The 22,651-nt window shown below is 76.2% G+C and carries 21 protein-coding genes and 1 pseudogene; 6 read left to right on the forward strand and 16 right to left on the reverse strand.

Annotated elements, in window-relative coordinates:
- Positions 1 to 19: 19 nt before the first annotated feature.
- The 8 genes and pseudogenes from IEY75_RS03810 to IEY75_RS03840 all read right to left on the reverse strand — a co-directional run.
- A pseudogene (locus IEY75_RS03810) lies at positions 20 to 652 on the reverse strand (ABC transporter ATP-binding protein); the annotation flags it as partial.
- Positions 649 to 1,422, reverse strand: coding sequence for an ABC transporter permease (locus IEY75_RS20720; protein ID WP_229789327.1), 774 nt, complete (start codon positions 1,420 to 1,422; stop codon positions 649 to 651). The pseudogene IEY75_RS03810 and the gene IEY75_RS20720, both read right to left, overlap by 4 nt.
- Positions 1,419 to 2,222, reverse strand: a complete 804-nt coding sequence (modA, locus tag IEY75_RS20725) for a molybdate ABC transporter substrate-binding protein (RefSeq protein WP_229789328.1) — start codon at positions 2,220 to 2,222, stop codon at positions 1,419 to 1,421. Before modA ends, IEY75_RS20720 begins: the two co-directional genes overlap by 4 nt.
- A 102-nt stretch (positions 2,223 to 2,324) precedes the next feature.
- Positions 2,325 to 2,975, reverse strand: coding sequence for a DUF4360 domain-containing protein (locus IEY75_RS03820; RefSeq protein WP_189112775.1), 651 nt, complete (start codon positions 2,973 to 2,975; stop codon positions 2,325 to 2,327).
- Positions 2,976 to 3,029: 54 nt separating this feature from the next.
- The gene (locus tag IEY75_RS03825) at positions 3,030 to 3,674 is read right to left on the reverse strand and encodes a DUF4360 domain-containing protein (RefSeq protein WP_189112776.1); all 645 of its coding nucleotides are present in this window, start codon (positions 3,672 to 3,674) and stop codon (positions 3,030 to 3,032) included.
- Between the two features lie 115 nt (positions 3,675 to 3,789).
- A complete protein-coding gene (locus IEY75_RS03830) occupies positions 3,790 to 4,455 on the reverse strand; it encodes a DUF4360 domain-containing protein (RefSeq protein WP_189112777.1) in 666 nt (221 codons plus the stop codon).
- 135 nt (positions 4,456 to 4,590) lie between these two features.
- Positions 4,591 to 5,256: a DUF4360 domain-containing protein gene (locus tag IEY75_RS03835; RefSeq protein WP_189112778.1), complete on the reverse strand. Its 666-nt coding sequence runs from the start codon at positions 5,254 to 5,256 to the stop codon at positions 4,591 to 4,593.
- Between the two features lie 410 nt (positions 5,257 to 5,666).
- A complete protein-coding gene (locus tag IEY75_RS03840; RefSeq protein ID WP_189112779.1) occupies positions 5,667 to 6,281 on the reverse strand; it encodes a hypothetical protein in 615 nt (204 codons plus the stop codon).
- 174 nt (positions 6,282 to 6,455) lie between these two features.
- Between IEY75_RS03840 and IEY75_RS03845 the strand changes: the two genes are divergently transcribed.
- On the forward strand, positions 6,456 to 10,004 hold the full coding sequence (locus IEY75_RS03845; RefSeq protein ID WP_189112780.1) for an SCO7613 C-terminal domain-containing membrane protein: 3,549 nt from the start codon (positions 6,456 to 6,458) through the stop codon (positions 10,002 to 10,004).
- A 107-nt stretch (positions 10,005 to 10,111) separates the two neighbouring features.
- A complete protein-coding gene (locus tag IEY75_RS03850) occupies positions 10,112 to 11,272 on the forward strand; it encodes an FHA domain-containing protein (RefSeq protein WP_189112781.1) in 1,161 nt (386 codons plus the stop codon).
- Positions 11,273 to 11,449: 177 nt separating this feature from the next.
- Here the strand turns inward: IEY75_RS03850 and rocD are convergent, their stop codons facing one another.
- Positions 11,450 to 12,658 carry an ornithine--oxo-acid transaminase gene (gene rocD / locus IEY75_RS03855; protein ID WP_189112782.1) on the reverse strand — a complete coding sequence of 403 codons (1,209 nt, stop codon included), beginning with the start codon at positions 12,656 to 12,658 and terminating at the stop codon, positions 11,450 to 11,452.
- Between the two features lie 306 nt (positions 12,659 to 12,964).
- Here rocD and IEY75_RS03860 point away from each other — a divergent pair, with 306 nt between their 5' ends.
- On the forward strand, positions 12,965 to 13,744 hold the full coding sequence (locus IEY75_RS03860; protein WP_189112783.1) for a hypothetical protein: 780 nt from the start codon (positions 12,965 to 12,967) through the stop codon (positions 13,742 to 13,744).
- Between the two features lie 60 nt (positions 13,745 to 13,804).
- Positions 13,805 to 15,238, forward strand: a complete 1,434-nt coding sequence (locus IEY75_RS03865) for a DUF2079 domain-containing protein (RefSeq protein ID WP_189112784.1) — start codon at positions 13,805 to 13,807, stop codon at positions 15,236 to 15,238.
- On the opposite strand, the gene IEY75_RS03870 is transcribed toward IEY75_RS03865, so the two are convergent.
- The 4 genes from IEY75_RS03870 to IEY75_RS03885 all read right to left on the reverse strand — a co-directional run bounded on the left by IEY75_RS03870 (position 15,228) and on the right by IEY75_RS03885 (position 17,510).
- The gene (locus IEY75_RS03870; RefSeq protein ID WP_189112785.1) at positions 15,228 to 15,623 is read right to left on the reverse strand and encodes a hypothetical protein; all 396 of its coding nucleotides are present in this window, start codon (positions 15,621 to 15,623) and stop codon (positions 15,228 to 15,230) included. The genes IEY75_RS03865 and IEY75_RS03870 overlap by 11 nt on opposite strands.
- Positions 15,616 to 15,969 (reverse strand): hypothetical protein, encoded by a 354-nt coding sequence (locus IEY75_RS03875; RefSeq protein WP_189112786.1) that lies wholly within the window; start codon positions 15,967 to 15,969, stop codon positions 15,616 to 15,618. The genes IEY75_RS03870 and IEY75_RS03875 overlap by 8 nt, the downstream gene beginning before the upstream one ends.
- Positions 15,970 to 15,973: 4 nt before the next feature.
- Complete coding sequence (locus IEY75_RS03880) at positions 15,974 to 16,645, reverse strand: GNAT family N-acetyltransferase (RefSeq protein WP_189112787.1); 672 nt, start codon at positions 16,643 to 16,645, stop codon at positions 15,974 to 15,976.
- Between the two features lie 199 nt (positions 16,646 to 16,844).
- Positions 16,845 to 17,510: a response regulator transcription factor gene (locus tag IEY75_RS03885; protein WP_189112788.1), complete on the reverse strand. Its 666-nt coding sequence runs from the start codon at positions 17,508 to 17,510 to the stop codon at positions 16,845 to 16,847.
- A 233-nt stretch (positions 17,511 to 17,743) separates the two neighbouring features.
- Here IEY75_RS03885 and IEY75_RS03890 point away from each other — a divergent pair, with 233 nt between their 5' ends.
- Both IEY75_RS03890 and IEY75_RS03895 read left to right on the forward strand, forming a co-directional pair.
- Complete coding sequence (locus tag IEY75_RS03890; protein ID WP_189112789.1) at positions 17,744 to 18,472, forward strand: response regulator transcription factor; 729 nt, start codon at positions 17,744 to 17,746, stop codon at positions 18,470 to 18,472.
- 180 nt (positions 18,473 to 18,652) lie between these two features.
- Positions 18,653 to 19,417 carry a hydrolase gene (locus IEY75_RS03895; RefSeq protein ID WP_189112790.1) on the forward strand — a complete coding sequence of 255 codons (765 nt, stop codon included), beginning with the start codon at positions 18,653 to 18,655 and terminating at the stop codon, positions 19,415 to 19,417.
- Between the two features lie 24 nt (positions 19,418 to 19,441).
- Here the strand turns inward: IEY75_RS03895 and IEY75_RS03900 are convergent, their stop codons facing one another.
- The 3 genes from IEY75_RS03900 to IEY75_RS03910 form a co-directional block, all read right to left on the reverse strand.
- Entirely contained in the window at positions 19,442 to 21,478 is a 2,037-nt protein-coding gene (locus tag IEY75_RS03900) for a sensor histidine kinase (RefSeq protein WP_189112791.1), read from the reverse strand.
- 97 nt (positions 21,479 to 21,575) lie between these two features.
- The gene (locus tag IEY75_RS03905) at positions 21,576 to 22,235 is read right to left on the reverse strand and encodes an O-methyltransferase (protein WP_189112792.1); all 660 of its coding nucleotides are present in this window, start codon (positions 22,233 to 22,235) and stop codon (positions 21,576 to 21,578) included.
- 97 nt (positions 22,236 to 22,332) lie between these two features.
- On the reverse strand, positions 22,333 to 22,569 hold the full coding sequence (locus tag IEY75_RS03910) for a DUF7455 domain-containing protein (protein ID WP_189112793.1): 237 nt from the start codon (positions 22,567 to 22,569) through the stop codon (positions 22,333 to 22,335).
- Positions 22,570 to 22,651: the final 82 nt, after the last annotated feature.

The raw sequence follows: 22,651 nt of genomic DNA on the forward strand, positions 1-22,651 counted from the left end.
GCCCGGTGGCGTCGGGCCGGTCCAGGCTGACCACGCGGTCGGCGAGCGCCGCGGCGTCCCCCGGGTCGTGGGTGACCAGGACGGTCGGCCCGGCGAAGTCGCGCAGGTACGCGCGCAGCTCCGCCCGGATGGCCGGGCGCAGGCCGGCGTCGAGGGCGGCGAGCGGCTCGTCCAGCAGCAGCAGGGCCGGGGCCGCGGCGAGCGCCCGGGCGAGGGCCACCCGCTGTGCCTGGCCGCCCGAGAGGTGCCCGGGGCGCCGCCCGGCGTACCCGGCCAGCCGCATCCGGTCGAGCCACTCGTCGGCCCGGCGCCGGGCCGCCGCCCGGCCGAGCCCGGCGCAGCGCGGGCCGAAGGCGACGTTCTCGCGGACGCTCAGGTGCCCGAACAGCAGGTACTCCTGGAAGACCAGGCCCACCCGCCGCCGGTGCGTCGGCACGTGCGCGCCCGCGGGTACGTCGTCGAGGGTGCGGCCGCCCAGCCGGACCGTGCCGGCGGCCGGCCGGTGCAGCCCGGCCAGGGTACGCAGCGCGGTGGTCTTGCCCGCGCCGTTGGGCCCCACGAGCGCGACCACCTCGCCGCCGTCGACGCGCAGGTCCAGCCGGCGGCGGAACGCCCCGCGCCGCAGCGTGACCGCCACCTCCAGCGCGCTCACGCCAGCCCGCCCCACCACCGGTCGCGGAGCGCGACCAGCACCACGGCGCAGACCCCCAGCAGGAGCAGGCTCAGCGCCACCGCGCCGGCCGGGTCGGTCTCCAGCGCGAGGTACACCGCCACGGGGACGGTCCGGGACCGCCCGGGCACGTTGCCGGCGAACGTGATCGTCGCCCCGAACTCGCCCACCGCCCGCGCCCAGCTCAGCGCCGCCCCGGCCAGGACCCCCGGCGCGACCAGTGGCACGGTCACCCGCCGGAACACCGTCCACGGGCCGGCGCCCAGGGTCGCCGCCGCGTCCTCGACCCGCCGGTCCGCCGCGCGCAGGGCGCCCTCCACGGCCAGGACCAGGAACGGCAGCCCGACGAACACCTGGGCCAGCACCACGGCGCCCGGCGTGAACGGCAGGCTCACCCCCCACCACCGGTACACCGGGGCACCCAGCAGGCCGCCGCGGCCGAAGACCAGCAGCAGCGCCACGCCGCCCACGACCGGCGGCAGGATCAGCGGGAGCAGGACGGCGACCCGCAGCAGCCGGCGCGCCCACCCGCGCACCCGGGTGAGGACCGCCGCCAGCGGCACGCCCAGCACCACGCAGACCAGGGTCGCGCCGCTGGCGGTCAGCAGCGAGGTGCGCAGCGCCTCGACCGTCTCGGCGCGGCCCCACCAGTGACCCAGCGCCGCCCACGGCGCGCGCGCGAGCAGGCCGAGCAGCGGCGCCGCGAGCAGGGCGACCGCCAGTCCGGCGGGGACCGCGAGCAGCCTGCTCACAGGGTGGTGAAGCCGGCGCGCCGGAAGGCGGCCGCGGACCGTTCGCCGGTCACCAGCGCGACGAACGCGGCGGCCAGTTCCTTGCGGTCGCCGCGGCTGATCAGGGCGATCGGGTAGTCGGTGGCCGCGGCGGCGGACTGGGGGAAGTCCACGGCGTCGACGGCCGCGGCGGCGGCGAGGGCGTCGGTGCGGTAGATCAGCGCCGCGTCGACCTCGCCGAGGGTGAGCTTGGTGAGGGTGGCGTTGGCGTTCAGCTCCAGCGTGGGCCCCCGCAGGGTCACGTCGGCGGCGCGCAGGGCGCGGTCGGCGGCGACGCCGCACGGCACCTGCGCGGCGCAGCGGGCGACGGCGACGCCGGGCCGGGCCAGGTCGGCGAGCGAGCGGAGGTTCTTCGGGTTGCCCTCGGCCACGCCGATGACGAGCTGGTTGCGGACGAACGTCTGCGGACCGGCGGCGACGCCGGCCCGGGTGACGGTCGCCATCGTCTCGGGGCTCGCGGCCGCGAACACGTCCGCCGGGGCGCCGTCGACCAGTTGCTGGGCCAGGGTGGAGCTGGCCGCGAAGTGGAAGACGACCTGGGTGCCGGCGCGCTCCTTCTCGAACGTGCCGGCCAGCGCCTGGAAGGTGGCGGTCAGCGACGCGGCGGCGAAGACGGTCAGCCGCCCCGCCGGGGCGGCCGGGGCGCCGCAGCCGGCGACGGCCACCGCGAGCGCGACCGCGGCGCCGGACAGGCGGGAGCGCCGGGTGCGGCGCGGCCGACCGCGCCGCGCTCCCGGAAGGTCGCCCGCGGGGATGCGCACGGCGCATGGTAACCCGCCGCACCCGCGCGGCGACACACCACCGATCGACCGGCGGTGTGTCGCCGCGGCTGTGTCAGGTCCCCACCCGGTGCGGTCCGCCGCTCAGCAACGGCGCCAGGCGAGGTGGTACTTGTCGTACACACCGAGTGACGTCGAATCCAGCATCACCTCGTCCCGCGTCGCCTTGGCCGTGTCGCCCGAGTCGACGGTAGCGGTGTTGGACAGCTCCCAGCGCCGCGGCCTGCCGCACTCGCCGTACACGGGCGGTGCGGCCTCCCTGTACATCGCGAAGGCCCCGTCCATCGGGCCGGCGAGATCCCGGGTGCTCGCCATCGGGGCGGGCAGCCCGTCGACGTGGTGCACCGCCGTCCGCCGCCCGGTGCTGCCGGCGGCGAGGGTCGCGGTACCGCGCAGGCCGTAGGCGGTGAGCGCGAACGTCCAGCCGGGCAGGTAGGTCAGGGTCAGCGAGACGCGGCAGTGCCGACTCGCCCGCGGGATCCAGGTTGTCGTCCCGTCATCGGCAGGCACGGCGCCCGACTCGACGTGGAACGCCGAGTAGATGACGTCCAGCGCCCTGCCGCCGTTGGACGTCACCGCGACCGTGTTGCCCCGGGTACATCCGGTGCCCGTCGCCTGTACGTCCGTGAGCTGGGCGTCCGGGTAGTCGGACGCAGGTGGGGCAGCGGCCGCGGCGGGCGGGGCGAGCGCGAGGCCGGCGGCGAGGGTGGCCAGGACGGTGCCAGTGCGTTTCATCAGTTCCCCCATGTCGTTTCTGGCTGGTGTGTCTCGGACGGGCACCGGAGCGGCTCAGCAGGTGCGCCAGTCCAGACCGAACTTGCCGGCGCCGCCGGTCCAGTCGAGGGACACCTCGTCCAGGTCGGCGCTCGGGGTCCCGCCCGAGTACACGTCGACGGTGTTCGTGGCGGTCCAGGTCCGGGCCTGGCCGCAGGGGCCGTAGACCGGCTTCTCGATGGCGGGCTGCAGCGCGTACACGTCGGACATCGGGCCGACGAGGTGCCGGGTGTCCTCAAGCGGCTCCGCGAGGTGGTCGACCGCGGTGCTGGACGCGTGCCGGGCCTTGGCGCCGGCCGAGAGCTGCGCGTGTCCGCGGGTGAGCGAGGAGGTGACCGCGAAGGTCCAGCCGGACCTGAACGTCAGTTTCATGCTGATCCGGCAGTCCCTGCGGGCGTGCGGCACCCACGTGGTGGTGCCGTCAGCGGCCGGTACCGCACCGGCGCGGACCACGAAGCCCGAGTGGACGATGTCCATGACCTTGTTGCCGTTGGACATGACGATGCTGGTGTCGCTCTTGCTACAGCCCGTGCCGCGGAGCGTGACGTCGGTGATCTTGACGTCCGGGTCGCCCGGGCGCGGCCCCGCCGCGGCGGGTGCGGCCGGCGCGGCGAGCGCGAGGGCCGCGGCGACGGCCGCGGCGGCGGTGACGGTACGCATCATGTTTCCCCCATGATCTTCAGTTGTGCGAGACGACGGTGAGCGCCGCCGGCCCGACAGGACCGACGACGCTCACCGCTTACCGACTCTCAGGAGCGGCTGGGCCGGGAACGGCTCAGCAGTTCTTCCAGCCGAGGTAGAACTTGGTGGAGACGTCGACCGACTCCGAGTCCAGCGTGATCTCGCTGGTGGAGTCCTTCGCCGACTTGGAGGCGTCGACCTGGACACGGGCGTTCATGTTGAACGCGCGGGTCTTGCCGCACTCGCTCCAGTTCGGGGTCTTGACCTCGTCGCTGTAGGCGTAGGTCTTCGAGACCGGCCCGTCCAGGTTCGAGGTGCCCTCGCCCGTCTGGGGCATGCCGGCGAAGTAGTACGTGGTGATCTGCTTGCCGGTGGCCCGCTTCGACAGGTCGGCGAAGCCGCGCGCGGTGACCGTGGTCAGCGCGAACGTCCAGCCGGACTTGTAGGACAGCTTGAGGTTGATCTGGCAGTTCTTGTTGGCGCGCGGGACCCACGGCGTGGTGCCGTTGTCCTTGGCGACCGAACCGGCCTGCACGACGAAGTCCGAGAAGATCACGTCCATGGCCTTGTTGCCGTTGGACATGATGATGCTCGTGTCGCCCCGCTTGCAGCCCGAGCCGTTGAGCGTGACGTCAGTGATCTTGACGTCCGGGCCGCTCGCCGGCTCGACCTCGTCGGCGGAGGCCGGCGCGGCGAGGCCGGAGAGGGCGATGGCTGCGGCTGCGGCCGCGGTGCCGAACCCGATGAGAGTGCGCTTCATGGTGTTCCCCTTTTGATGGTGGTGCATGGTGATGGCAGATCCCACTGGTGTGGAAGCGGGCGGGGCGCCGCCGGTCGTCGCCGATGCGTCGACACCCCGTCCACTACGCGGGTGGAGCCGCTGATACCGGGAAGATCAGCAGTTCTTCCAGCCCAGGTAGTACTTGGTGGAGACGTCGATCGACTTGGAGTCCAGCGTGATCTCGCTCAGCGAGTCCTTGGCGGACTTGCTGGCGTCGACCTGGACGCGGGCGTTCATGTTGAACGCGCGGGTCTTGCCGCACTCGCTGTAGTTCGGCGTCTTGATCTCGTCGCTGTAGGCGTAGGTCTCCGAGATCGGCCCCTCCAGGTTCGAGGTGCCCTCGCCCGTCTCCGTCATGCCGGCGAAGTAGTACGTGGTGATCTGCTTGCCGGTCGTCTTCTTCGACAGGTCGGCGAAGCCGCGCGCGGTGACGGTGGTCAGCGCGAAGGTCCAGCCGGACTTGTACGACAGCTTGAGGTTGATCTGGCAGTTCTTGTTGGCGCGCGGCACCCAGGGCGTGGTCCCGTTGTCCTTCGGCACGGCGCCGGCCTGCGCGGTGAACGCCGAGAAGATCACGTCCATGGCCTTGCTGCCGTTGGACATGATGATGGACGTGTCACCCTTCTTGCAGCCCGTGCCGTTCAGGACCACGTCGGTGATCTTGACGTCCGGGTCGTCGTTGCGCGCGGGGCGGGCGGCCGAGGCGGGGGCGGCCAGGCCCGAGATCACGATGCCAGCGGCCGCGGTCGCAGCGCCGAGTCCGACGAGTGTGCGCTTCATGGAGTGTCCCCTCAATCGTTGGTGCGGATCGGTGAAGGGTGGGCGCCGGTGCGGGGGCCCAGGCGTTTGCGGATCAGCTTCACCGGATCGGGTTTTCGGGATCCCGTGGCGGCAACTTAGCAGCCCTCATCGACTGTCGTCAATAACATGTTTCAGGGCTTTCGTCATATCACGACGATATGGATAGACCCCATTTAAGATCGTCGTTGAATTGACAAAACCGCAGGTCAGAGGCCCTTTGATCGAGCTGGGAAAAGGCTGTGAAAGTGACCTGGCTCACCTTCGCTCTAGCCGAAGGTGTCTATGCAACATGCCGTCCAGGAGCGCGAGTGTGGCCGAACGGATGATGGCTGTCTATCTCTTGCCGGAAGTGAGCCGCGGCGGTCGCGCGGCGGCCCGCTCGGCGGGTTTCAGCAGGCAGCGGGCCTGGTCGCGCGGACGGTCAGCAGCAGGTGCAGCGCGCCGGTGCCCGCCAGCATCGCCAGCGCCACGCCGCGGACCACCGGGAGCGTGGCGGCGGGCCAGAACGTCAGGGCCAGGCCGGCGGCCACGCCCACGAGCCCGGTCAGCACGGCGCCGCGCAGCGCCCAGTCGCCCCGCGGGCCGCACACGGCGGCCAGCACCGCGGCGATCCCGCCCGCGAGCCAGGCCACCCCGACCACCACGGCGAGCGCCTCGACGCCGCCGGGCAGGCCGCGGACGCAGACGACGCCCGCGGTCACGTGCAGCAGGCCGCCGACGCCGGTCAGGGCGCGGGAGCCGCCGCCCGCGGTCGCCGCCTCGATCAGGTGCAGGGCGCCGGCCGCCACGAGCCAGGCGCCGAGGACGGCGCCGACGCCGGGGGCGGTCCGGGGGGCCACGGCGGCGAGCGCGATGCCGCTGACCAGCGCGGCGGCGGCCGCCGCGATCGACAGGCGCTGGTGCTCGCGCAGGACGCGGGCCTCGGCGCGGATGTGGGCGTACGGGTCGGGCAGGTCCCAGGCGGGGGGCACGCGGAGTCCGGCGGAGGTGGTCGGGCTGCCCATGGCGCGCTCCTCTCGCTCCGGGAGCGACGCGGCCGACCCCGGATTCCCGCGCCAATGTACCGCGTGATATAGGCCAAATCAGAATGAATCACGGCGAACCACCTCACTCGTTGGCGGACATTTAGGTACGCGTGCTCAGCCGCGCGCGCTGGTCGGGGGGTGATGATCAGTGGCGTGACGTACCCATGCCCGTACTGCGGCGGACCCGCCGACACCCGCCGGGGCTGCCCCCGCTGCGGCGCCGGACCCGACCCCGAGGCCGCCGAGGTCGTGGCGCTGGACCGGATCCTGCCGGACCTGCGCCGGCACGCCGCCGACGCGGGCGCCGCCCGGCAGCGGGCCGCCGGGGAGCTGCACCGCGCGGCCGAGGCCGCCGACGCCGCCCATGCCGCGCTGGCCGACGCGGAGGGCCGGCGGGCCGCCCTGTCCGCCGCGGTCGTCGCCCGCGTCCGGGCCGCCGCCGGCCGCCTCGCCCCGACCGGCGCGGGCGAGCGGCCCGATCCGGGCGAGCGGCCCGACCCGGCGGCCGCCGCTCCCGCCGCCGGTCCGGCCGGGCTGCCCGGCCCCCCCGCATTCCCCCCGGGCGGCGTCCCGGTCGACGTCTTCCTCCGGCACGCCGGGGTGCCGGAGGAGCCGCCCGCGCGTCGGGAGACCTCGACGCGGACGGTCCAGACGGTCCTGTTCGTCCTCGGCGGGGTCCTGCTGGGCGCGGCGGCGATCGCCTTCACCGCCGTCGCCTGGGCCACCTACGGCGTACCGGTCCGCGCCTCGATCCTCGCCGTGGTGACCGCGCTGGTGCTCGCCGTTCCGCCGGTGGCGCGGCGGCGCGGGCTGCGGGGTACCGCGGAGACCTTCGCGGCCGTCGGGATGCTCCTGCTGCTGCTCGACGGGTACGCCGCCCGCGCCGCCGGCCTGGCCGACCTCGACGCGGTGCCCGCCGCCCCGCACACCGCGGCCGTCTGCGCGGCCGTCGCGGCGGCCGGCTGGTGGTACGCGCGGGCGGTCGGCGTCGCCGCGCCGCGGTACGCGGCCCTGCTCGCCGGGCAGGCGGTGCCGCTGGCGCTGGCCGGGTGGGCGTACGACCGGATCGACCTCGTGCCCCTCGCCTGCGCCCTCCAGGCCCTCGGCGGCACCCTCGTCGCCCGCCGGGCCGCCGAGGCCGGGCTGCGGGTGGTCGCCCGGCTCACGGGGGCGGGCGCCGTCGCCCTCGGCCTGCTGTGGGGACTGGCCGGACTGGCCACCGTGGACGCCATGGCGCCGGGCGCGCTGGCCGCCGCCGGCACGCTGGCCGTGGTCGCGGTCGGACTGTCCGGTGTCTACGAGAGCCGGCTGGCCGCCCTGCGCAACCTGGGCGACGTCGCGGCGGGACTGCTGGCCGCGGCGGCGGTGCTGCTGTTCGCGGCCCGGGCGTTCCCGCCCCTGCAGGCCCACGGCGCGCCGGTGCTGGCCCTGCTGGCCGCGGTCGGGTACGCCGCCGCGTGGCACCGGCTGGCGCCGCGGCTCCGGGAGAGCCTGCACCGCGTCGCGGCGGCCGTCGCCCTGGTGGGGGTCAGCGCCGTCCTCGCCGCCGCGCTGGTCGCCGCGGGCGACGTGGTCGGCCGGCCCGCGGCCGCCGGGCCGTGGTCGTGGCTGGCGCCGCTGGCCCACCTGGCCGGTACCGCCGCCGTCCTCGTCCTGCTGTCCGCCGGACCTGCCGCCGCGCGCACCCGCGCGTACCGCGCCGACGCCCTGCTGGCCGCGTTCGTGCCGGCGGTACCGCTGGCGGGCGTAGCCCTGGCCCTGCCGCGCTGGGGCGTCGGCCTGCTCGCCGCGCCGGTCGCGGCGCTGCTCGTGGCCGCCGCCGCGCGCGCCCCCCGGCCGGGCGCCGTGGTGGCGCGGGCGGTGCTCGGCGCGGGGCTCGGCGTCTTCGCGCTGGCGGTACCGCTGGGCTGGCCCGCCGCGCAGGCCGGGGTGGCCGCGGTGCTGCTGGCCGGCGCCCTGCTGCTGGCCCGCAGTACCGGGCCGGACCCGGTCCGCCGGCACGCCGGGGGCGCGGGCGCCGCGGCCGCCGTGCTGCTGGCGCCGCTCGCGCTGTTCGCGGCCCTGGACGCGCTGCACGTCCCCGACTGGTGGCGGGCCCGCGCCTACCTGTGCGTGCTGGCCGCCTTCGTCGCCGCCGCCGCGGTCGTCGCCCGCCGGGTCCCCGCCCACCGCCGCTACGTCTACGTACCGGTCCTGCTGCTGGCCGCCCTCACTCCGATGTGGGCCGGCGGCGGCGCGACCGACGAGCCGATCGCCGTGTACGCCGGCCTGGCGCTGGTCGCCGTGGCCGCCACCGTCCGCCTGGTGCGCGCCCGCATCGGCGCCGCGGCCTGGGGCGCGGCGCTGCCGCTGCTGGCCTGGCTCGTGGGCTGCCTGCCCGCCCTGAGTGCGGTGTACCTGCTGCCGTACGGCTGGCTGGTCCAGGTGTGGGCCGGCCGCCCCGCGGGGGTGGGCCTCGGGCCGGGCGGCCCGGCGGGCGCCGGGTGGGCGCCGCCCCCGGCCACCGCCGCCGCGGTCGGCGTCGTCCTGCTCGGCATCGCCGCCTCGATCCTGGGCGCGCGGCGGTTCGGGCAGCGGACCGGCGAGTGGGCCTGCGCCGCCACGCTCGTCGCGGCGGTGCCGGTGGCGGCCGCCGCGGCGGCCGTGCCGTGGCCGGCGGTCCCCGCGCTGAGCCTGGCCGGCGGCCTCGCGGCGCTGCTGGTCGCCTGCCGGTACCCCGGCCCCGTCGAGCGGAGGGTGCTGGCCGCCGCCACCGGCTTCCTGCTCGCCGGCCCGGGTGTCGCCGGGGCACTGCCCACCCGGTGGTCCACCGTCGTGGCGCTGGCCGCGGTCACCGCCGTCGCCGGCCTCGCGGCGGCCACCGGCCGGCTGCGGGGCACCCGGGTCGCCGCCTGGCACGTCGCGGTGGCCGCGGCCGTGCTGCTGGCGCTGGCCGTCGGCGCGGCCCTGGGCTGGGGCGCGCGGTGGCGGGCGCTGCCGGTGCTCGCCGTCGCCGTCGCCGCGCTGGGGCTGGAGGCGCTGCTGCGCGACCGCCGCCGCGCGGAGTCGGCGGTACTGCGCTGGCTGGCGGCCGGGGCGTTCGCGGTGGCGCTGCTGTGCACCGCGGGCGCGCCCGCGCGGTACGCCGCGCTGGTCTGGGCCCTCGGCGGGCTCGCGCTCGGCGTCCGGGCGCTGCGCCCCGCGGACCCGTCCGGGCACCGGACCGGGTACGCCGGGGCAGCCGCCGCGGCGCTCGTGGCCGCCTGGTGGTGCCTGGCCTACGACCTGTCGGTGCCGGCGATCGAGGGGTACACCGTCCCGGCGGCGCTCGTCGCGGTCGGCTTCGGGGCGTGGGCGCTGCGCGGCCGCCCCGCGCTGAGCAGTTGGGTCGCCTACGGGCCGGGGCTCGCCGTCGGCCTGGTCCCCACCGCGACGGGGGTGCTGGCCGGCGACGCGCCGCCGCTGCGCCGGCTGCTGCTCGGCGCCGCCGCCCTCGCCGTCCTGCTGTGGGGGGTCCGCGGCCGGCGGCAGGCGCCCGTCGTCCTGGGCGGCCTGGCCCTGGGCCTGGTGGCCCTGCACGAGCTGACGGTGCTGTGGCAGCGGGTACCGAGCTGGATCCCGCTGGCGGCCGGCGGCGTGCTGCTGGTGTTCGTGGCGGTCACCTTGGAGCGTCGCCGCCGCGACCTGGCCCGGCTCGGGGCGGCGCTGCGGCGGCTGAGCTGACCGGCCCGGCCGCCGGTGTCCGCGTGTCGTCCGGTTTGCGGCACCTTCGGCTGACGGGCGCCGGGTGGTATTGGGGAAACGTCGGCTGAACCGGGCATCATGGGCGGGTGAGATTCGAAGTCAGCAAGGTCCTCGACGCGATCGAGAAGCGGCTCTCCACCGACCCGGCGCTCGCCCGGGGGGTGCTCGACCTCGCCGAGGTGGTCCGGTACGCCGACCTCGACAGCGGCCGGCCCGCGACCCTGCTGCGCCTCGGCCACGTCGTGGACGCGCTGAGCCGGTACGTCGCCGAGGAGAACGTCCCCGTCTACGTGATCGCCGAGCGCGGCCTGCTGTCCGACGCGGACCTCACCTCCAACGAGCGCATGGTGATCCGCCGGTGGGCCGACGACGGGCTCATCGAGGTCATCCCCGGCGTCGGGCCGCGGGTGCTGGAGGTCGCGGCGATGACCGAGCTGCCGCTGATCACCCGCCGGGACTTCGGCGCCGCCCGGGGACAGGTGCCCTGGCTGGCCGCGCCGGGGCGGCTGCTGGCACCGGTACCGGGGCCGGGCGGGGCGGTTCTGGAAGCGGTGGCGGTCCCGGAGCCCGTGGGCGCCGCGCCCACACCGGTCGGCCCGTACGGCGCGCTGCCCGCGCCGGAGGCCGCCCGCAAGGTCCTCGCGCGACTGTGGCGGTGCCCCGAGCCGGGGTGCGCGGCCTTCGGCAACGGCCGGGTCGGCCGGCCCGGCGGCCAGCCGCCGCCGCGGCTGCGCGACGGCGCGCCGTACTGCCCCCGGCACGACGAGAAGCTGCTCCCCGCCGGACCCCGCCCGCCGGCCGAGCTGATGGTGTGCCGGGTGGACGGTGCCATCCGGCAGCGGTTCGTGGTCTCCTCCGACCAGCCGGTCACCGTCGGCCGGGCGCCGGACGGCGCCAGCCAGGGGCCGGACGCGCTGATGCTCGGACCGTGGCTCGGCGAGGAGGCGCGGCGCTGGATCAGCCGCGCGCACGTCCGGCTGGAGCTGCTCGGCCGGGACATCCTCGTCCGCGACGTCAGCACCAACGGCACGGTGATCCGGGTGGGCGGCTCGATGGCCGAGGCCAACCGGCTGCTGCTGACCCGGGACCAGGTGCGCACGCTGGCCACCGAGGACGTCGTCGAGCTGTACCCCGGGGTCCAGCTCGCCCGGGCCGGCCGGTGGGCCGCGGGCGGCGTGGCCAACCCGGAGTCGGTCATGGCCAACGCCCCGACGATGCTCATGCAGCTCCCGCCGCCGGAGCACTGACCCGCGCCGGCCGGACCGAGCCCGCGCCGGTCGCAGTGAACCGCGGCGGCCGCCGGGCGCGGCCCGGGCGACGGGGAGGGACCGGGCGGCCCCTCCCCGCGCGACGGAGCACGCGGTGCGCAACGGACCGTCGCGGTGGTGCGGTGCGGCAGTGCGGCGGTCCGTGGCGTGCGGCGGTCAGAGGATGGCGGCGAACTGGTCGAGCGTCCAGTCGATCTCGTCCGCCGTGATGACCAGCGGCGGCGCCAGCCGGATCGTCGAACCGTGCGTGTCCTTGGCCAGGATCCCGCGGGCCATCAGGCGCTCGCTGGCCTCCCGGCCGGTCATCCGGGCCGGGTCGATGTCGACCCCCGCCCACAGGCCGCGCCCGCGGATCTCGGTGACGCCGTCGCCGATGAGCTTGGCCAGGCCGTTGTGCAGGCGCTCGCCCAGCTCGGTCGCGCGCGCCTGGAACTCGCCCGTCTCCAGCAGCTTGATCACCTCGGTGGCGACGGCGCAGGCCAGCGGGTTGCCGCCGAACGTCGAGCCGTGCTGGCCCGGCCGGAGCACCCCGAGGACCGCCGCGTCGGCGGCCACCGCCGACACCGGCACGATGCCGCCGCCCAGCGCCTTGCCGAGCAGGTACATGTCCGGCACGACGCCCTCGTGCTCCACGGCGAACGTCCGCCCCGTCCGGCCCAGGCCCGACTGGATCTCGTCGGCGACGAACAGCACGTTGCGCTCCGTGCACAGCGCGCGCACGCCGGGCAGGTACCCGGCCGGCGGCACCAGGACGCCCGCCTCGCCCTGGATCGGCTCCAGCAGGACCGCGACGGTGTCGTCGGTGACCGCGCCGCGCAGGGCGTCCAGGTCGCCGTAGGGGACGACGGTGAAGCCCGGCGTGTACGGGCCGAAGTCGGCGCGCGCGTCCTCGTCGGTGGAGAACGAGATGATCGTGGTGGTGCGGCCGTGGAAGTTGTCGGCGGCGACCACGATGTGCGCGCGGTCCCGGGCCACGCCCTTGACCTGGTAGCCCCACTTGCGGGCGACCTTGATACCGGTCTCCACCGCCTCGGCGCCGGTGTTCATCGGCAGGACCAGGTCCTTGCCGCACAGGGCGGCCAGGCGCTGGCAGAACTCCGCGAACTGGTCGTGCACGAACGCCCGCGACGTCAGCGTGAGCCGGTCGAGCTGGGCGTGGGCCGCCCCGACCAGCGCCGGGTGCCGGTGCCCGAAGTTGAGCGAGGAGTACCCGGCCAGGCAGTCCAGGTACCGCCGGCCGTCGATGTCGGTGACCCAGGCGCCCTCCGCCTCGGCCACGACGACCGGCAGCGGGTGGTAGTTGTGTGCGGTCCACCGCTCGGCGTCGGCGATCGCCTGGGGCGTGCGCGGTGTGTTCTCGGTCATGCGGTGCCTCCCACGGCGGCGGTCCGGCCCCCGCGGGCGCGCGGGAGCCGACCCCGATTCTGTCCTACGGTCGTTCGCCCGGACACATCATTGCCGGCCGCGGCCCCGCCGTCGACCTCGGGCGCCGCCCCGGCCGCGCGGTCCGGGCTGGAAAATCCACGCCGCGGCTGGCTATTGTTCGACCCGGCCGCGGGCCAGGTGCGGATCCGCCGCACCGCGACCCCGGCCGCACCCGCGCCGGCGCCCGGCCGCCCGCGGTGACCAGGCGCGGCGGAGCGGTGGCGCCGCCGGGGAGGGTTCTCGCTCGTGGATCGCATCGACCGCCGTCTCACCCGTCCGGCCGTCCTGCTGCTGGCGTCCGCGCTGCTGGCGACCCTGGGGGCGTGTGGCGACGGGGGCCGCGGGGCCGGCCAGACCGCCGGCCGCCTGCGCACCCCGCAGGAGGCCCTGCGCGCCGCCGCCCCGGACCAGGACACCGCCTTCCGGTACACCCTCAGCGACGCCGACAGCACCGGTGCCGGCGCCCGCGAGCCCGCCGCCGGCCGCGGCTACGCCGAGTTCAGCCCGCGCGCCGACGGCGACCGGCTCGTCGTCCAGACGCGCTTCCTCAAGGTCGACAAGGACCTCTGGACCCGGATCACCGCCAGCCGCAAGATCACCGGCTTCGACGTGCCGTCGACCTGGCTGCGGATCGACCCGGCGAAGGTCACCCGCACCGACCTGCTCGCCGAGTTCGCCGGCGACCCGACCGGCGCCACCGCGTTGCTGGCCCACACCGGCGAGGTCGTCGGCGAGGGCGCGGCCTACCGCGGGACCGTCGACCTGGTGGCCCTCGCCGACCCGGCGGTGGTGCCGGCGGAGACCGTGGCTGCGCTGGGGCCGGCGGCCGCCGCGGTGCCGTTCGTGGCGGAGGTCGACGACCAGAACCGGCTCAGCCGGCTGGAGCTGAAGGTGCCGGCCGCCGGCAGGGCCAGGGCGTACTCGCGGGTGGCGACCTACTCCGGGTACGGGGCGCCGGACGTCCCCGCCGCCCCGGCCGCCGCCGCGGACGCCCCGGGGCCGGTCTACGACCTGCTCAACGAGTAGCCTCACCCCGCGACGGCGACAGTCGGGACGAACGGCGACAGTCGGGACGAGAGGACGTCGGTGGGCAGAGTCAGAGTGGTCCCGTACGCGCTGGCCGCGGTGTTCGCCGCGCTGTACGCGGCCCTGGGCGTGCTGCGCTACGCCCGGATGCAGGCCACCGCGTTCGACCTGGGCATCTTCACCCAGGCCGTGCGGTCGTACGCCGAGCTGCGCGCCCCGACCGCCGACCTCAAGGGACCGGGCTTCCCGCTGCTCGGCGACCACTTCCACCCGATCCTGGCCACGCTCGCCCCCGCGTACGCCGTACTCCCCAGCCCCGTCACGCTGGTGGTGGCGCAGGCCCTGCTGTTCGCGGTCTCGGTGATCCCGGTCACCCGCATCGGGATGCACCGGCTCGGCACCTGGCCGGGCGCGCTGCTGGGCGTCGCCTACGCGCTGTCGTTCGGCATCCAGCAGGCGATGGTGTTCGACTTCCACGAGATCGCGTTCGCGGTCCCGCTGCTCGCGTTCGCCGCCGAGGCGCTGCTGCGCGAGCGGTGGGCGGCGGCGATGTGGTGGACGCTGCCGCTGCTGCTGGTCAAGGAGGACCAGGCGGCGCTGGTGGTGGCCGTCGGCGGGTACCTGGCGCTGCGCGGGCAGTGGCGGCGCGGGGCGGTCCTGGCCGGGATCGGGGTGGCGGTCGGCCTGCTGGTCCTGCTCGTGGTGATCCCGGCGATCAATCCCGCGGGGGAGTACCCCTACCTGGGCACCGCCGACGGCGGCGCCGCCAATCCGCTGGTCCGGCTGTTCGCGCCGGCCGCGAAGTGGCACCTGGTGTACCTGCTGCTGCTCTGCGTCGGCTTCCTCGCCCTGCTCTCGCCGCTGACGCTGGTCGCCGCCGTCCCGCTGGCCCTGCGCTTCTGGACGGAGAAGCCGGCGTACTGGGCGGTCGGGTTCCACTACAACAGCGTTCTCATGCCGCTGCTGTTCGTCGCCGCGGTGGACGGCCTGGCCCGGCTCGCCGGCTGGCTGCGGGCGCGGCCGGCGGTGGCCCCCCGGGTGCCCTGGGTGACGGTCGCGGTGGCCGCGCTGGTGGCCGGGTACGCCGTCGTCGGCACCGTCCGGGACCAGCCGCTGGGCCTGCTGCTGGACCCCGGCCAGCGCCGGGTGTCCTCGACCGTGGTGGCCGCCAAGCGGTTCCTGGCCGCCACGGTCCCCGACGGCGCGGTGGTCGCCGCGGACAACCGGATCGCCCCGCACCTGGTCAGCCGGTGCACGGTGCGGATGTTCCCGGACGCGGTGGACCCGCGGGGCAACCCGCTGCCGGTGCCGCGGCCGCCGGACACCGAGTGGATCGCCGTCCGCGAGCCCCCGGGCAGCTTCCCGCTGGACCCGGCCGCCTACCGCGCGTACGTGGCCACGCTGCCCGCGCGCGGCTACACCCTGGTCGGCACCGAGGCCGGCATCAGCGTGTACCGCCGCGCCGCACCGCCGGCCGGCGGGGTCAGCGGCTGACGCGGCGCAGCCAGAGCAGGCCGAGGACCGGCAGGACCACCGGTACGTAGCCGTAGCCCTCGCCGAAGTGCGACCACACGGTGGCGTCCGGGAACGCCGCCGGCCAGCGCAGGCTCGCCGCGCCGACGGCCAGGACGCCGACCAGCTCCACGGCGCAGCACACCCGGGCGGCGCGCAGGCCGCCGGTACCGCCGCGGGCGAGCCCGACCGCGGCGCACAGGTAGACGAGCGCGGCGCCCGCCGACAGCAGGTAGGCCACGGGCGCGACCGCGAACTTCGTCGCGATCTGGACGCCGGCCCGGGCGCCCGCGGCGACGGCGAACAGCCCGTACACGTAGACGAGCACCCGGCCGACCCCGGTACCGGAGCGCGCCCGCTCAGCCATGGACCTGTTGCAGCCGCAGGATGAGGACGGGCAGCAGCAGGGCGCCGCCGCCGATGATCGCCGACCCCCAGCGGGTCGGCTCCATCCGGGCCAGCACCACCGCGGCCGGCAGGACGCCGAGCGTGGTCAGCGCGTAGCCCAGGAACGTGGCCGCCTCGGCGGGCCGGTCCCCGCCGACGACCTCGACGACGACGACCACGGCGAGGACCACCAGGAGCAGCTCGACCAGGCCGGCGCCGAGCTGGAGCAGGCGGCCGGGCCGTCGGTCGAGCAGCGCCGCCAGCCCGCCGGCGGCGGCGAGGGCGAGGGCGGTGATCATCACCACGTGGGCGAGGGCGGAGTTCACGGCGTCATCGTACTGATTCGGACAGCCCGCAGTACCGCCAGCCGCGGTCGGCGAACCCGGCGGCGTCGGCCACCCGGGCCCCGGCCGCGTCGCCCGGGTCGTGCACCAGGGTCGGTACCGCGCCCTCGTCCAGGCTGCGCCGGGCGGCCTGGGCGACCAGCCGGCCCGCCAGTCCCCGGCCGCGCGCCCGCGGCGCGGTGCGCACGGCGAGTTCGTGGCCGTCGGCGGTGTGCCGCTTGACGCCGACGCCCGCCAGGTGCGCGCCGGTGTCGGGGTCGCGGGCGACGAGGACCTCGCGGCCGAACACCGCCAGCCACGCCGGTACCGCGGGGTCGTCGGCGGCCAGCCACCGGCCGGCGTCGGGCAGGGCGGCCGGGGCGGTCGTCCAGCGGAAGACGCCGTGCGCGAGCCGGTGCCCGGGGCACCCGACGAGCCGGGGCAGCTCCGGCGGGAGGTCGCAGACCTTGGCGTCCCGCGTCTCGCGGCGGACCAGCGCCGCGACGCCCGGCGGCACGGACAGGATGAGCCCGTCCGGGCAGGCGACGCCGAGCAGGGGGTGGATCCGCCCGTCCCACCCGGGCGCGGCGCGCCGGCCCGAGCCCACGACCTGGAGCGGGGCGAGCGGCGGCCACTGGCCGAGCCAGCCCGCGAGGTGGTGCAGGAGGCGCAGCGGCACGGACCACCCCCGGGGTCGTGGCCGCCTGCCTGCCGGGCGCGCGGCGTGGACAGCCGACGCTACTCTTTCCGCGGACCTTTCACGCCCCGGCCGGTGGGCGGAGCTGCCCACCCGCGCGGCGGCGCGCCCCGCGCCGGCCACGCTGCGCCGGCGCTGCGCCGGCCGCGCTGCGCCGGGCCCGCGCCGGGTCGGCGCGGCGTCAGCCCTGCTGCTGGGGCAGCAGGCCGTGGCGGGCCGCCACGATGACCGCCTGGGCGCGGTTCTGCACCTGGAGCTTGCTGTAGATCCGGGCGACGTACGTCTTCACGGTCCGCCGGCTGACCTCCAGGGCCTCGGCGATCGACTCCAGCGTCTCGCCGTCGGGGAGGCGGGCCAGCACCTGCTGCTCGCGGGCGCTCAGGGCCGGTACGGCCGTGCGGCGGGCGCGCGGGAGCAGGGCGGCGCCGGGGGCGCGGAAGCGGGTGGGCTCGACGGACGCCTGGCGGATCACGGCGGCCAGCGTGGGCAGCGGGGCGGCGCGGCTGACGAGCGCGGACAGCCCGGCCTCGGACGCGCGGGCCAGCAGGTCCTCGTCGGGCTCGTGGGTGAGCAGGACGATGCCGAGGGTGGTGTACCGGCGCCGCAGCTCCTGGGCGGCCGGGAAGCCGGCGCCGTCGGCCAGCTCGATGCCGATCGCCACGACGGTGGGCTGGGCGTGCGCGGCCAGGAGCAGGCCCTCCTGCGCCCCGGCGGCGTGGCCGACCATGGCGATGCCGGCGCTGCGCTGCGCGAGGTACGCGAGGCCGAGGCGGGCCACCTCGTGGCGGTCCAGCGCGACCAGGCGGACGTGCGCGCCGTCGCGGACGGGGAGGATCGGTGGGGGCATGCCCTGTCATTCGGCACCTGGGCCGCCGGCCCGGGTGTGTTACGAGAGCGATTCGGGTGCGAATCGGTAGCCCGGGGCCGGGTTGGCCGACGCCGCCCGGCGGCGTAGGTGACTGCTCTGCGCGACATGGGCTCCGTGCGGCTGATTTTTCCGCTTATAGTGGTATCCGCTGTTCAACTCGGTGCCGGCTTCCTCCCGATCGGCCGGCGTGAGCGTAGGAACGGGGCGAACGGATGAGCCGACTGCTGGTGGTCGAGGACGACCCCGACATCTCGCTGGCCCTCAAGCTGCTGTTCACCCGGTCCGGGTACGAGGTCCACCACGCCCGGGACGGCCGGGCCGGCCTGCGGGACGCGTACGCCGAGCACCCGGACCTGATCGTCCTGGACGTCGGCCTGCCGGAGATGGACGGCTGGCAGGTCCTGGAGCGGCTGCGCGACATCAGCGACGTACCGGTCCTGGTGCTCACCGCGCACGGGCAGGAAACGGACAAGGTGCGCGGACTGCGCAGCGGCGCCGACGACTACCTGACCAAGCCGTTCGCCAACGCCGAGCTGCTCGCCCGGGTCGAGGCGCTGCTGCGCCGCTCGACCAGCTCCACGTCCTGGGCCTCCCAGGTGTACGACGACGGCGTCCTGCACCTGGACCCGACCTCCCGCCGGGTCTTCGTCGAGGGCAACGAGGTGCGCCTCACCCCCACGGAGTTCCGCCTGCTCAACACGCTGGTCCGGCACGCCGGGGCGGTCCTGTCGCCCAACCAGCTCCTCAGCCAGGCGTGGGACGACCCGACCGGCATCGGGCAGGAGCGGGTCAAGTTCGCGGTCCTGCGGCTGCGCCGCAAGCTCGGCTGGACCGACCCCGAGGCCTCCCCGGTCGAGTCGGTGCGCGGCTTCGGCTACCGCTACCGCCGGCCCACCACCGCGGCCACGCCGCAGACCCCCGCGCCCGCCCCCGCGCCCTGACGGGTACCCGCGGACCGCGCCGGCCGCCGCCGCCCTGACGCGGGCGCCCGCGCCCGGGTGCGCGGCCGGTGACCAGCCGGGCGGCCCGCACCGCGGTTGCACCCGGGCGACAACGGCGCCGCCGGTGCGGGCGGGGGATCGTAGGTCGCGGAAGAACAGCAGCCTGATGGGGGAGTAACCGTGGCGAACCGCGATCTCGTGACGCCGTTGATTGACCTCAACGCCGACGCGCACGTGCACACCGGGTTCTCCGTGGGCCGCGACAGCGTGGGCGCCATCGTCACCGCCGCCGAGCGCGTCGGCCTCCGCCAGCTCACCTTCGCCGACATCGTCAGCCCCCGGGTCAACTGGCTGCCCGTGTACCAGAAGTCGATCCTGCGCGCGCAGCAGCGCACCGACGTCGACCTGCGCATGGCGGTCGAGGTCGACGTCGTGCGGGCCGACGGCTGGCTCGACTTCCCCGAGGACCTCGGCGGGCTGGACGCCCTCAGCGTCAGCGTCGGCCGGCTGCCGGTGGGCGGCGCGCTGCTGGAGCCCCGCCGCGTGGCCGAGGCCCTGCGGGCCGGCGAGCTGCGCGCCGTCGACGTGGTCGACCTGGCCGTGCAGGCCAGCGTCCACGCCGTGGAGCGCGCGTCGCGGTACGCCCCCACCCAGCTCGCCCGCCCCCTGAGCCTGCTGGCCCAGGTCGGCCTCGACCTCGACGAGCTGGACGACAGCGTGTTCGCGCCGCTGGTCGAGGCGTGCCGGTGCAGCGGCACCGCCGTCGAGGTCAGCGAGTCCTGGCGGGCCCCGGCCGGCCGGCTGGCCGGCCTGTTCGCCGCGGCCGGCGTGCCGCTGCTGGCCGCCAGCGACGCCCGTGACGTGGCGCAGCTCGGCCAGTGGCGCTTCGTGGCCCGGCTGCTCTCCAGCCTGGCCATGGCCGAGGCCCAGCGCGCCGCCGCCTGACCGGCCCCGCGCCCGGCCGCCCGCCTACCGGGTCATCGACTCGTCCCGGACCGGGGCGGCCAGGGTCCCGGCCGCTGCCGTGGGCCGGGTGGCCGGCGGCTCCGGCAGCGTCGCCGCGCCCGCGGCCTCCAGCCGGACCACCAGGCGGGCGCCGCGCGGGTCCGCCGGCTCGTACCAGATCGCCCCGCCGTTCAGCTCCACCAGGTGCCGGACGATGAACAGCCCCAGCCCGGTGCCCTTGACCCGCTTCTTGTCGCCGCTGCGCCGGGCCACCCGCTCGAACAGCGTCGGCCGGTCCTCCTCCGGGATGCCCACGCCGTGGTCGCGGACGGCCACGACGACGCCCTCCGGCCGCCGCTCAAGCGTGACCTCCACGGGCGGGTCGCCGTAGCTGACGGCGTTGTCGACGAGGTGGTGCAGGACCTGCCAGAGGTGGCCCCGGTCGACCAGCGCCAGGATCTGGCCGTCCAGGTCGGCCGCGACCGGCGCGCCCGGCGGCAGGGTGTCGGCGACGGTCTCGACGACCTCGGCGACCGGTACGGCCGCGCGCCGCGCCGACACCACGCCGGCGTCGAGGCGGAACAGCAGCAGCATGTCGTTGATCATTCCGGTGAGCCGCCGGGTGTTCCGGTCGATCTTGCTGGCCAGCTCCTGGCGCATGTCGTCGGGCAGGTCCGCCCACTCGGTCGTCAGCAGCTCGGCGAGGCTGGCCACCGAGCTGAGCGGCTGGGACACCTCGTGCGACACGATCGACATCAGGTCGCCCTTGAACGCCGCCGCCTCGACCAGGGCGTCCGCGCGCGCCTGGAGTTCGGCGTTGGCGCGCTCGACCTCGGCGGTGTGCCGGGCCAGCCGGTCCTCCGCGCGCTGCTGCTCGGTCATGTCGACGAAGGTGCTCACGTACGCCCGGGGGCGGCTCTGGTCGTCCAGCACCGGGGCCGTCATGGCCAGTACGGGCACCCGGGCGCCGTCGGGCCGGAGTACGAATCGGGGCAGCCCGGCGCCGGTCTGGGCGTCGCGCTCCTCCCAGGAGTACGGCGGGCGCTGCCCGACCAGGCTCTCCCGCCGGCGCCCCAGCAGCCGGCAGGCGCCGGGGTTCACGTCGATCACCTGGAGCTGGGCGTCGGTGACGACGACGGCCTCGCTCAGCGAGCGCAGCAGGGTGGCCGTGAAGTCCCGCTCGGCGGCGAGCGCGTCGACCAGCCCGCGCTGGGCGGCGTCGGCGGCGTCGATCACCCGGGCGGTGCCGCCGAGGACCATGAGCAGGACCAGTGCGAAGGCGGCGGTGCTCAGCGCCACGGTGAGGGCGGGCTCGCCCCAGCCGGCCTGGATCACGGTGCCGGAGAGCACGGCGATGCCCAGGGGCAGCAGCAGGACGGTGGGGCCGACGCGCCGGGCGAGGGTGCCGCCCGGCCCCAGGCTCTCCAGCCGGCGCAGCAGCCCCTGCTCCGGCCGTACCGCGAAGATGCCCATGCTGAGCACCAGCGTGCCGAGCGCGCTCAGCGGCGTCATCGCCACCAGGGCGCCGACGGCCGGGACGGAGGTCTCCCGGAACAGGAAGGCGAGCATCGTGACGCCGGCAATGGTGGCCGCGGCGGGCGCGAAGACCTGCGGCCAGGTGATGTAGCCCGGCGGGCGGGTGTCCAGGAGCGCGAGCGCGACCCCGAGCAGCAGCAGGGCGCAGCCGGTGGCCGCGGACATCGGGCGGGCGGCGGCCTCGGTGTCCAGGAGGCGCCGGGCGAGTTCGCCGAGGGGGGAGCGGGTCACCAGGCCGGTGTGCTCGACCACGCCGAGCAGACCGAAGGCCGCGACCGCGGCGCCCAGGACCCGGGTGGCGCAGCGGCGGGGCAGGGCGGGCCGGCCGACGGCGGTCAGCAGCCCGAGCCCGGCGAGGACGAGCGTCACGGCGGCCTCGGGGGGCGGGGTGCCGAAGCCGCCGGGCACGCCGGTGCCGCCGGCCACCCACCGCAGCAGCGCCCCGACCCCGAAGGTCACGGCCGCCGCCGCGGCGAGGACCGCCAGCGCCGCGGGAAGGCGGTGCACTGCGGGAGAGCGCGGCACGCTCGACCTCCACCCTTGCGGTGAAGATCAAGCGTAACGAGAAGATGGCTCATACCGGTACCGAGCGGGAAATATCGTGCCGGTCACCGGGTGCCGGTCAGCGCTTGCGCGCCACCGTGAGGCCGTCGGCGAACAGCAGCATGACGGTGTCGACCCGGTGGTCCCGCGCCACCAGCGCGTTGAACGCGCGCAGCGCGGCGGTGTCCGCGTCGTCCTCCGCCGGGTCCAGCACCCGCCCGCTCCACAGGACGTTGTCCACCACGATGACGCCGCCGGTGCGCATCCGGGGGAGCAGGGCCGCCCAGTACCGCTCGTAGTTGACCTTGTCGGCGTCGATGAACGCGAGGTCGAACCGCGGGGTGTCGGGCAGCGCCGCGAGCGAGTCCACCGCCGGCCCGAGCGTCAGCGTGACCTTGTCCTCGACGCCGGCCTTCGCCCAGAACTCCCGGGCGATCGCCGTGTACTCCTCGGAGACGTCCAGGCACAGCATCGTGCCGTCGGCCGGCAGCGCCCGGGCGACGGCCAGCGAGCTGAGCCCGGTGAACGTGCCGACCTCCACGGCGTCGCGGGCGCCGGTCAGCCGGGTCAGCATCGCCAGCAGGGTCGCCTGCTCGGGGCAGATCTGCATCCGGGACTGCTCCGGCAGTGCCTCCCTGGTCCGCGCCACCAGCTCCCCGACGAGGTCGTCGGCGGGCGTGGTGTGGGCGAGCGTGTAGGCGTGCAGGTGCTCCGGCAGGTACGCGCTGGAAGAGGCCATGCCCTCACGCTAGCCGGATCCGCGGCCCGGCCGGAGTGTGACCCGACTCACGCGGGCGGGCAGCCGGGGGCGGCCGCGCGGCGGCCGGGCGGGCCGGTCAGCCGCTGGCGACCCGATCGGCGCCCTGCCAGACGAAACCGTCCTCGATCACCACGACGGCGGCAGCGCGAAGGATGTCCTCGGTGTGCCGGTTCGCGTGGTGGCCGCAGAAGACCAGCTCCCCGCCCGTGGGCAGGCGGAAGGTCAGCTTGGCGGCGGCCGCGCAGCGGTCGCAGCGCTCGGTGAGCTCCGGTACGACGTCCAGCCGAGGTGGCGGCAGCAGAGTCGACGACATGGCGACCTCCTCGGTCGGTTCGCGGTGGCGGCGGTGGGGCCGGGCGGTGTGTCACCCGTTCCCATCGACCCCTCCTGCACGG

The organism is Pilimelia terevasa (assembly GCF_014647915.1).
GTDB classification, from domain to species: domain Bacteria; phylum Actinomycetota; class Actinomycetes; order Mycobacteriales; family Micromonosporaceae; genus Pilimelia; species Pilimelia terevasa.

Excerpts from the sequence above, each read along its gene's own strand:
- IEY75_RS03840 (WP_189112779.1), bottom strand. The coding sequence starts at position 6,281 with ATGGGCAGCCCGACCACCTCCGCCGGACTCCGCGTGCCCCCCGCCTGG.
- IEY75_RS03905 (WP_189112792.1), bottom strand. The coding sequence starts at position 22,235 with ATGGCCTCTTCCAGCGCGTACCTGCCGGAGCACCTGCACGCCTACACG.
- IEY75_RS03820 (WP_189112775.1), bottom strand. The coding sequence starts at position 2,975 with ATGAAACGCACTGGCACCGTCCTGGCCACCCTCGCCGCCGGCCTCGCG.
- IEY75_RS03890 (WP_189112789.1), top strand. The coding sequence starts at position 17,744 with ATGAGCCGACTGCTGGTGGTCGAGGACGACCCCGACATCTCGCTGGCC.
- IEY75_RS03830 (WP_189112777.1), bottom strand. The coding sequence starts at position 4,455 with ATGAAGCGCACTCTCATCGGGTTCGGCACCGCGGCCGCAGCCGCAGCC.
- rocD (WP_189112782.1), bottom strand. The coding sequence starts at position 12,658 with ATGACCGAGAACACACCGCGCACGCCCCAGGCGATCGCCGACGCCGAG.
- IEY75_RS03825 (WP_189112776.1), bottom strand. The coding sequence starts at position 3,674 with ATGCGTACCGTCACCGCCGCCGCGGCCGTCGCCGCGGCCCTCGCGCTC.
- IEY75_RS03885 (WP_189112788.1), bottom strand. The coding sequence starts at position 17,510 with ATGCCCCCACCGATCCTCCCCGTCCGCGACGGCGCGCACGTCCGCCTG.
- IEY75_RS03870 (WP_189112785.1), bottom strand. The coding sequence starts at position 15,623 with ATGGCTGAGCGGGCGCGCTCCGGTACCGGGGTCGGCCGGGTGCTCGTC.
- IEY75_RS03835 (WP_189112778.1), bottom strand. The coding sequence starts at position 5,256 with ATGAAGCGCACACTCGTCGGACTCGGCGCTGCGACCGCGGCCGCTGGC.
- IEY75_RS03910 (WP_189112793.1), bottom strand. The coding sequence starts at position 22,569 with ATGTCGTCGACTCTGCTGCCGCCACCTCGGCTGGACGTCGTACCGGAG.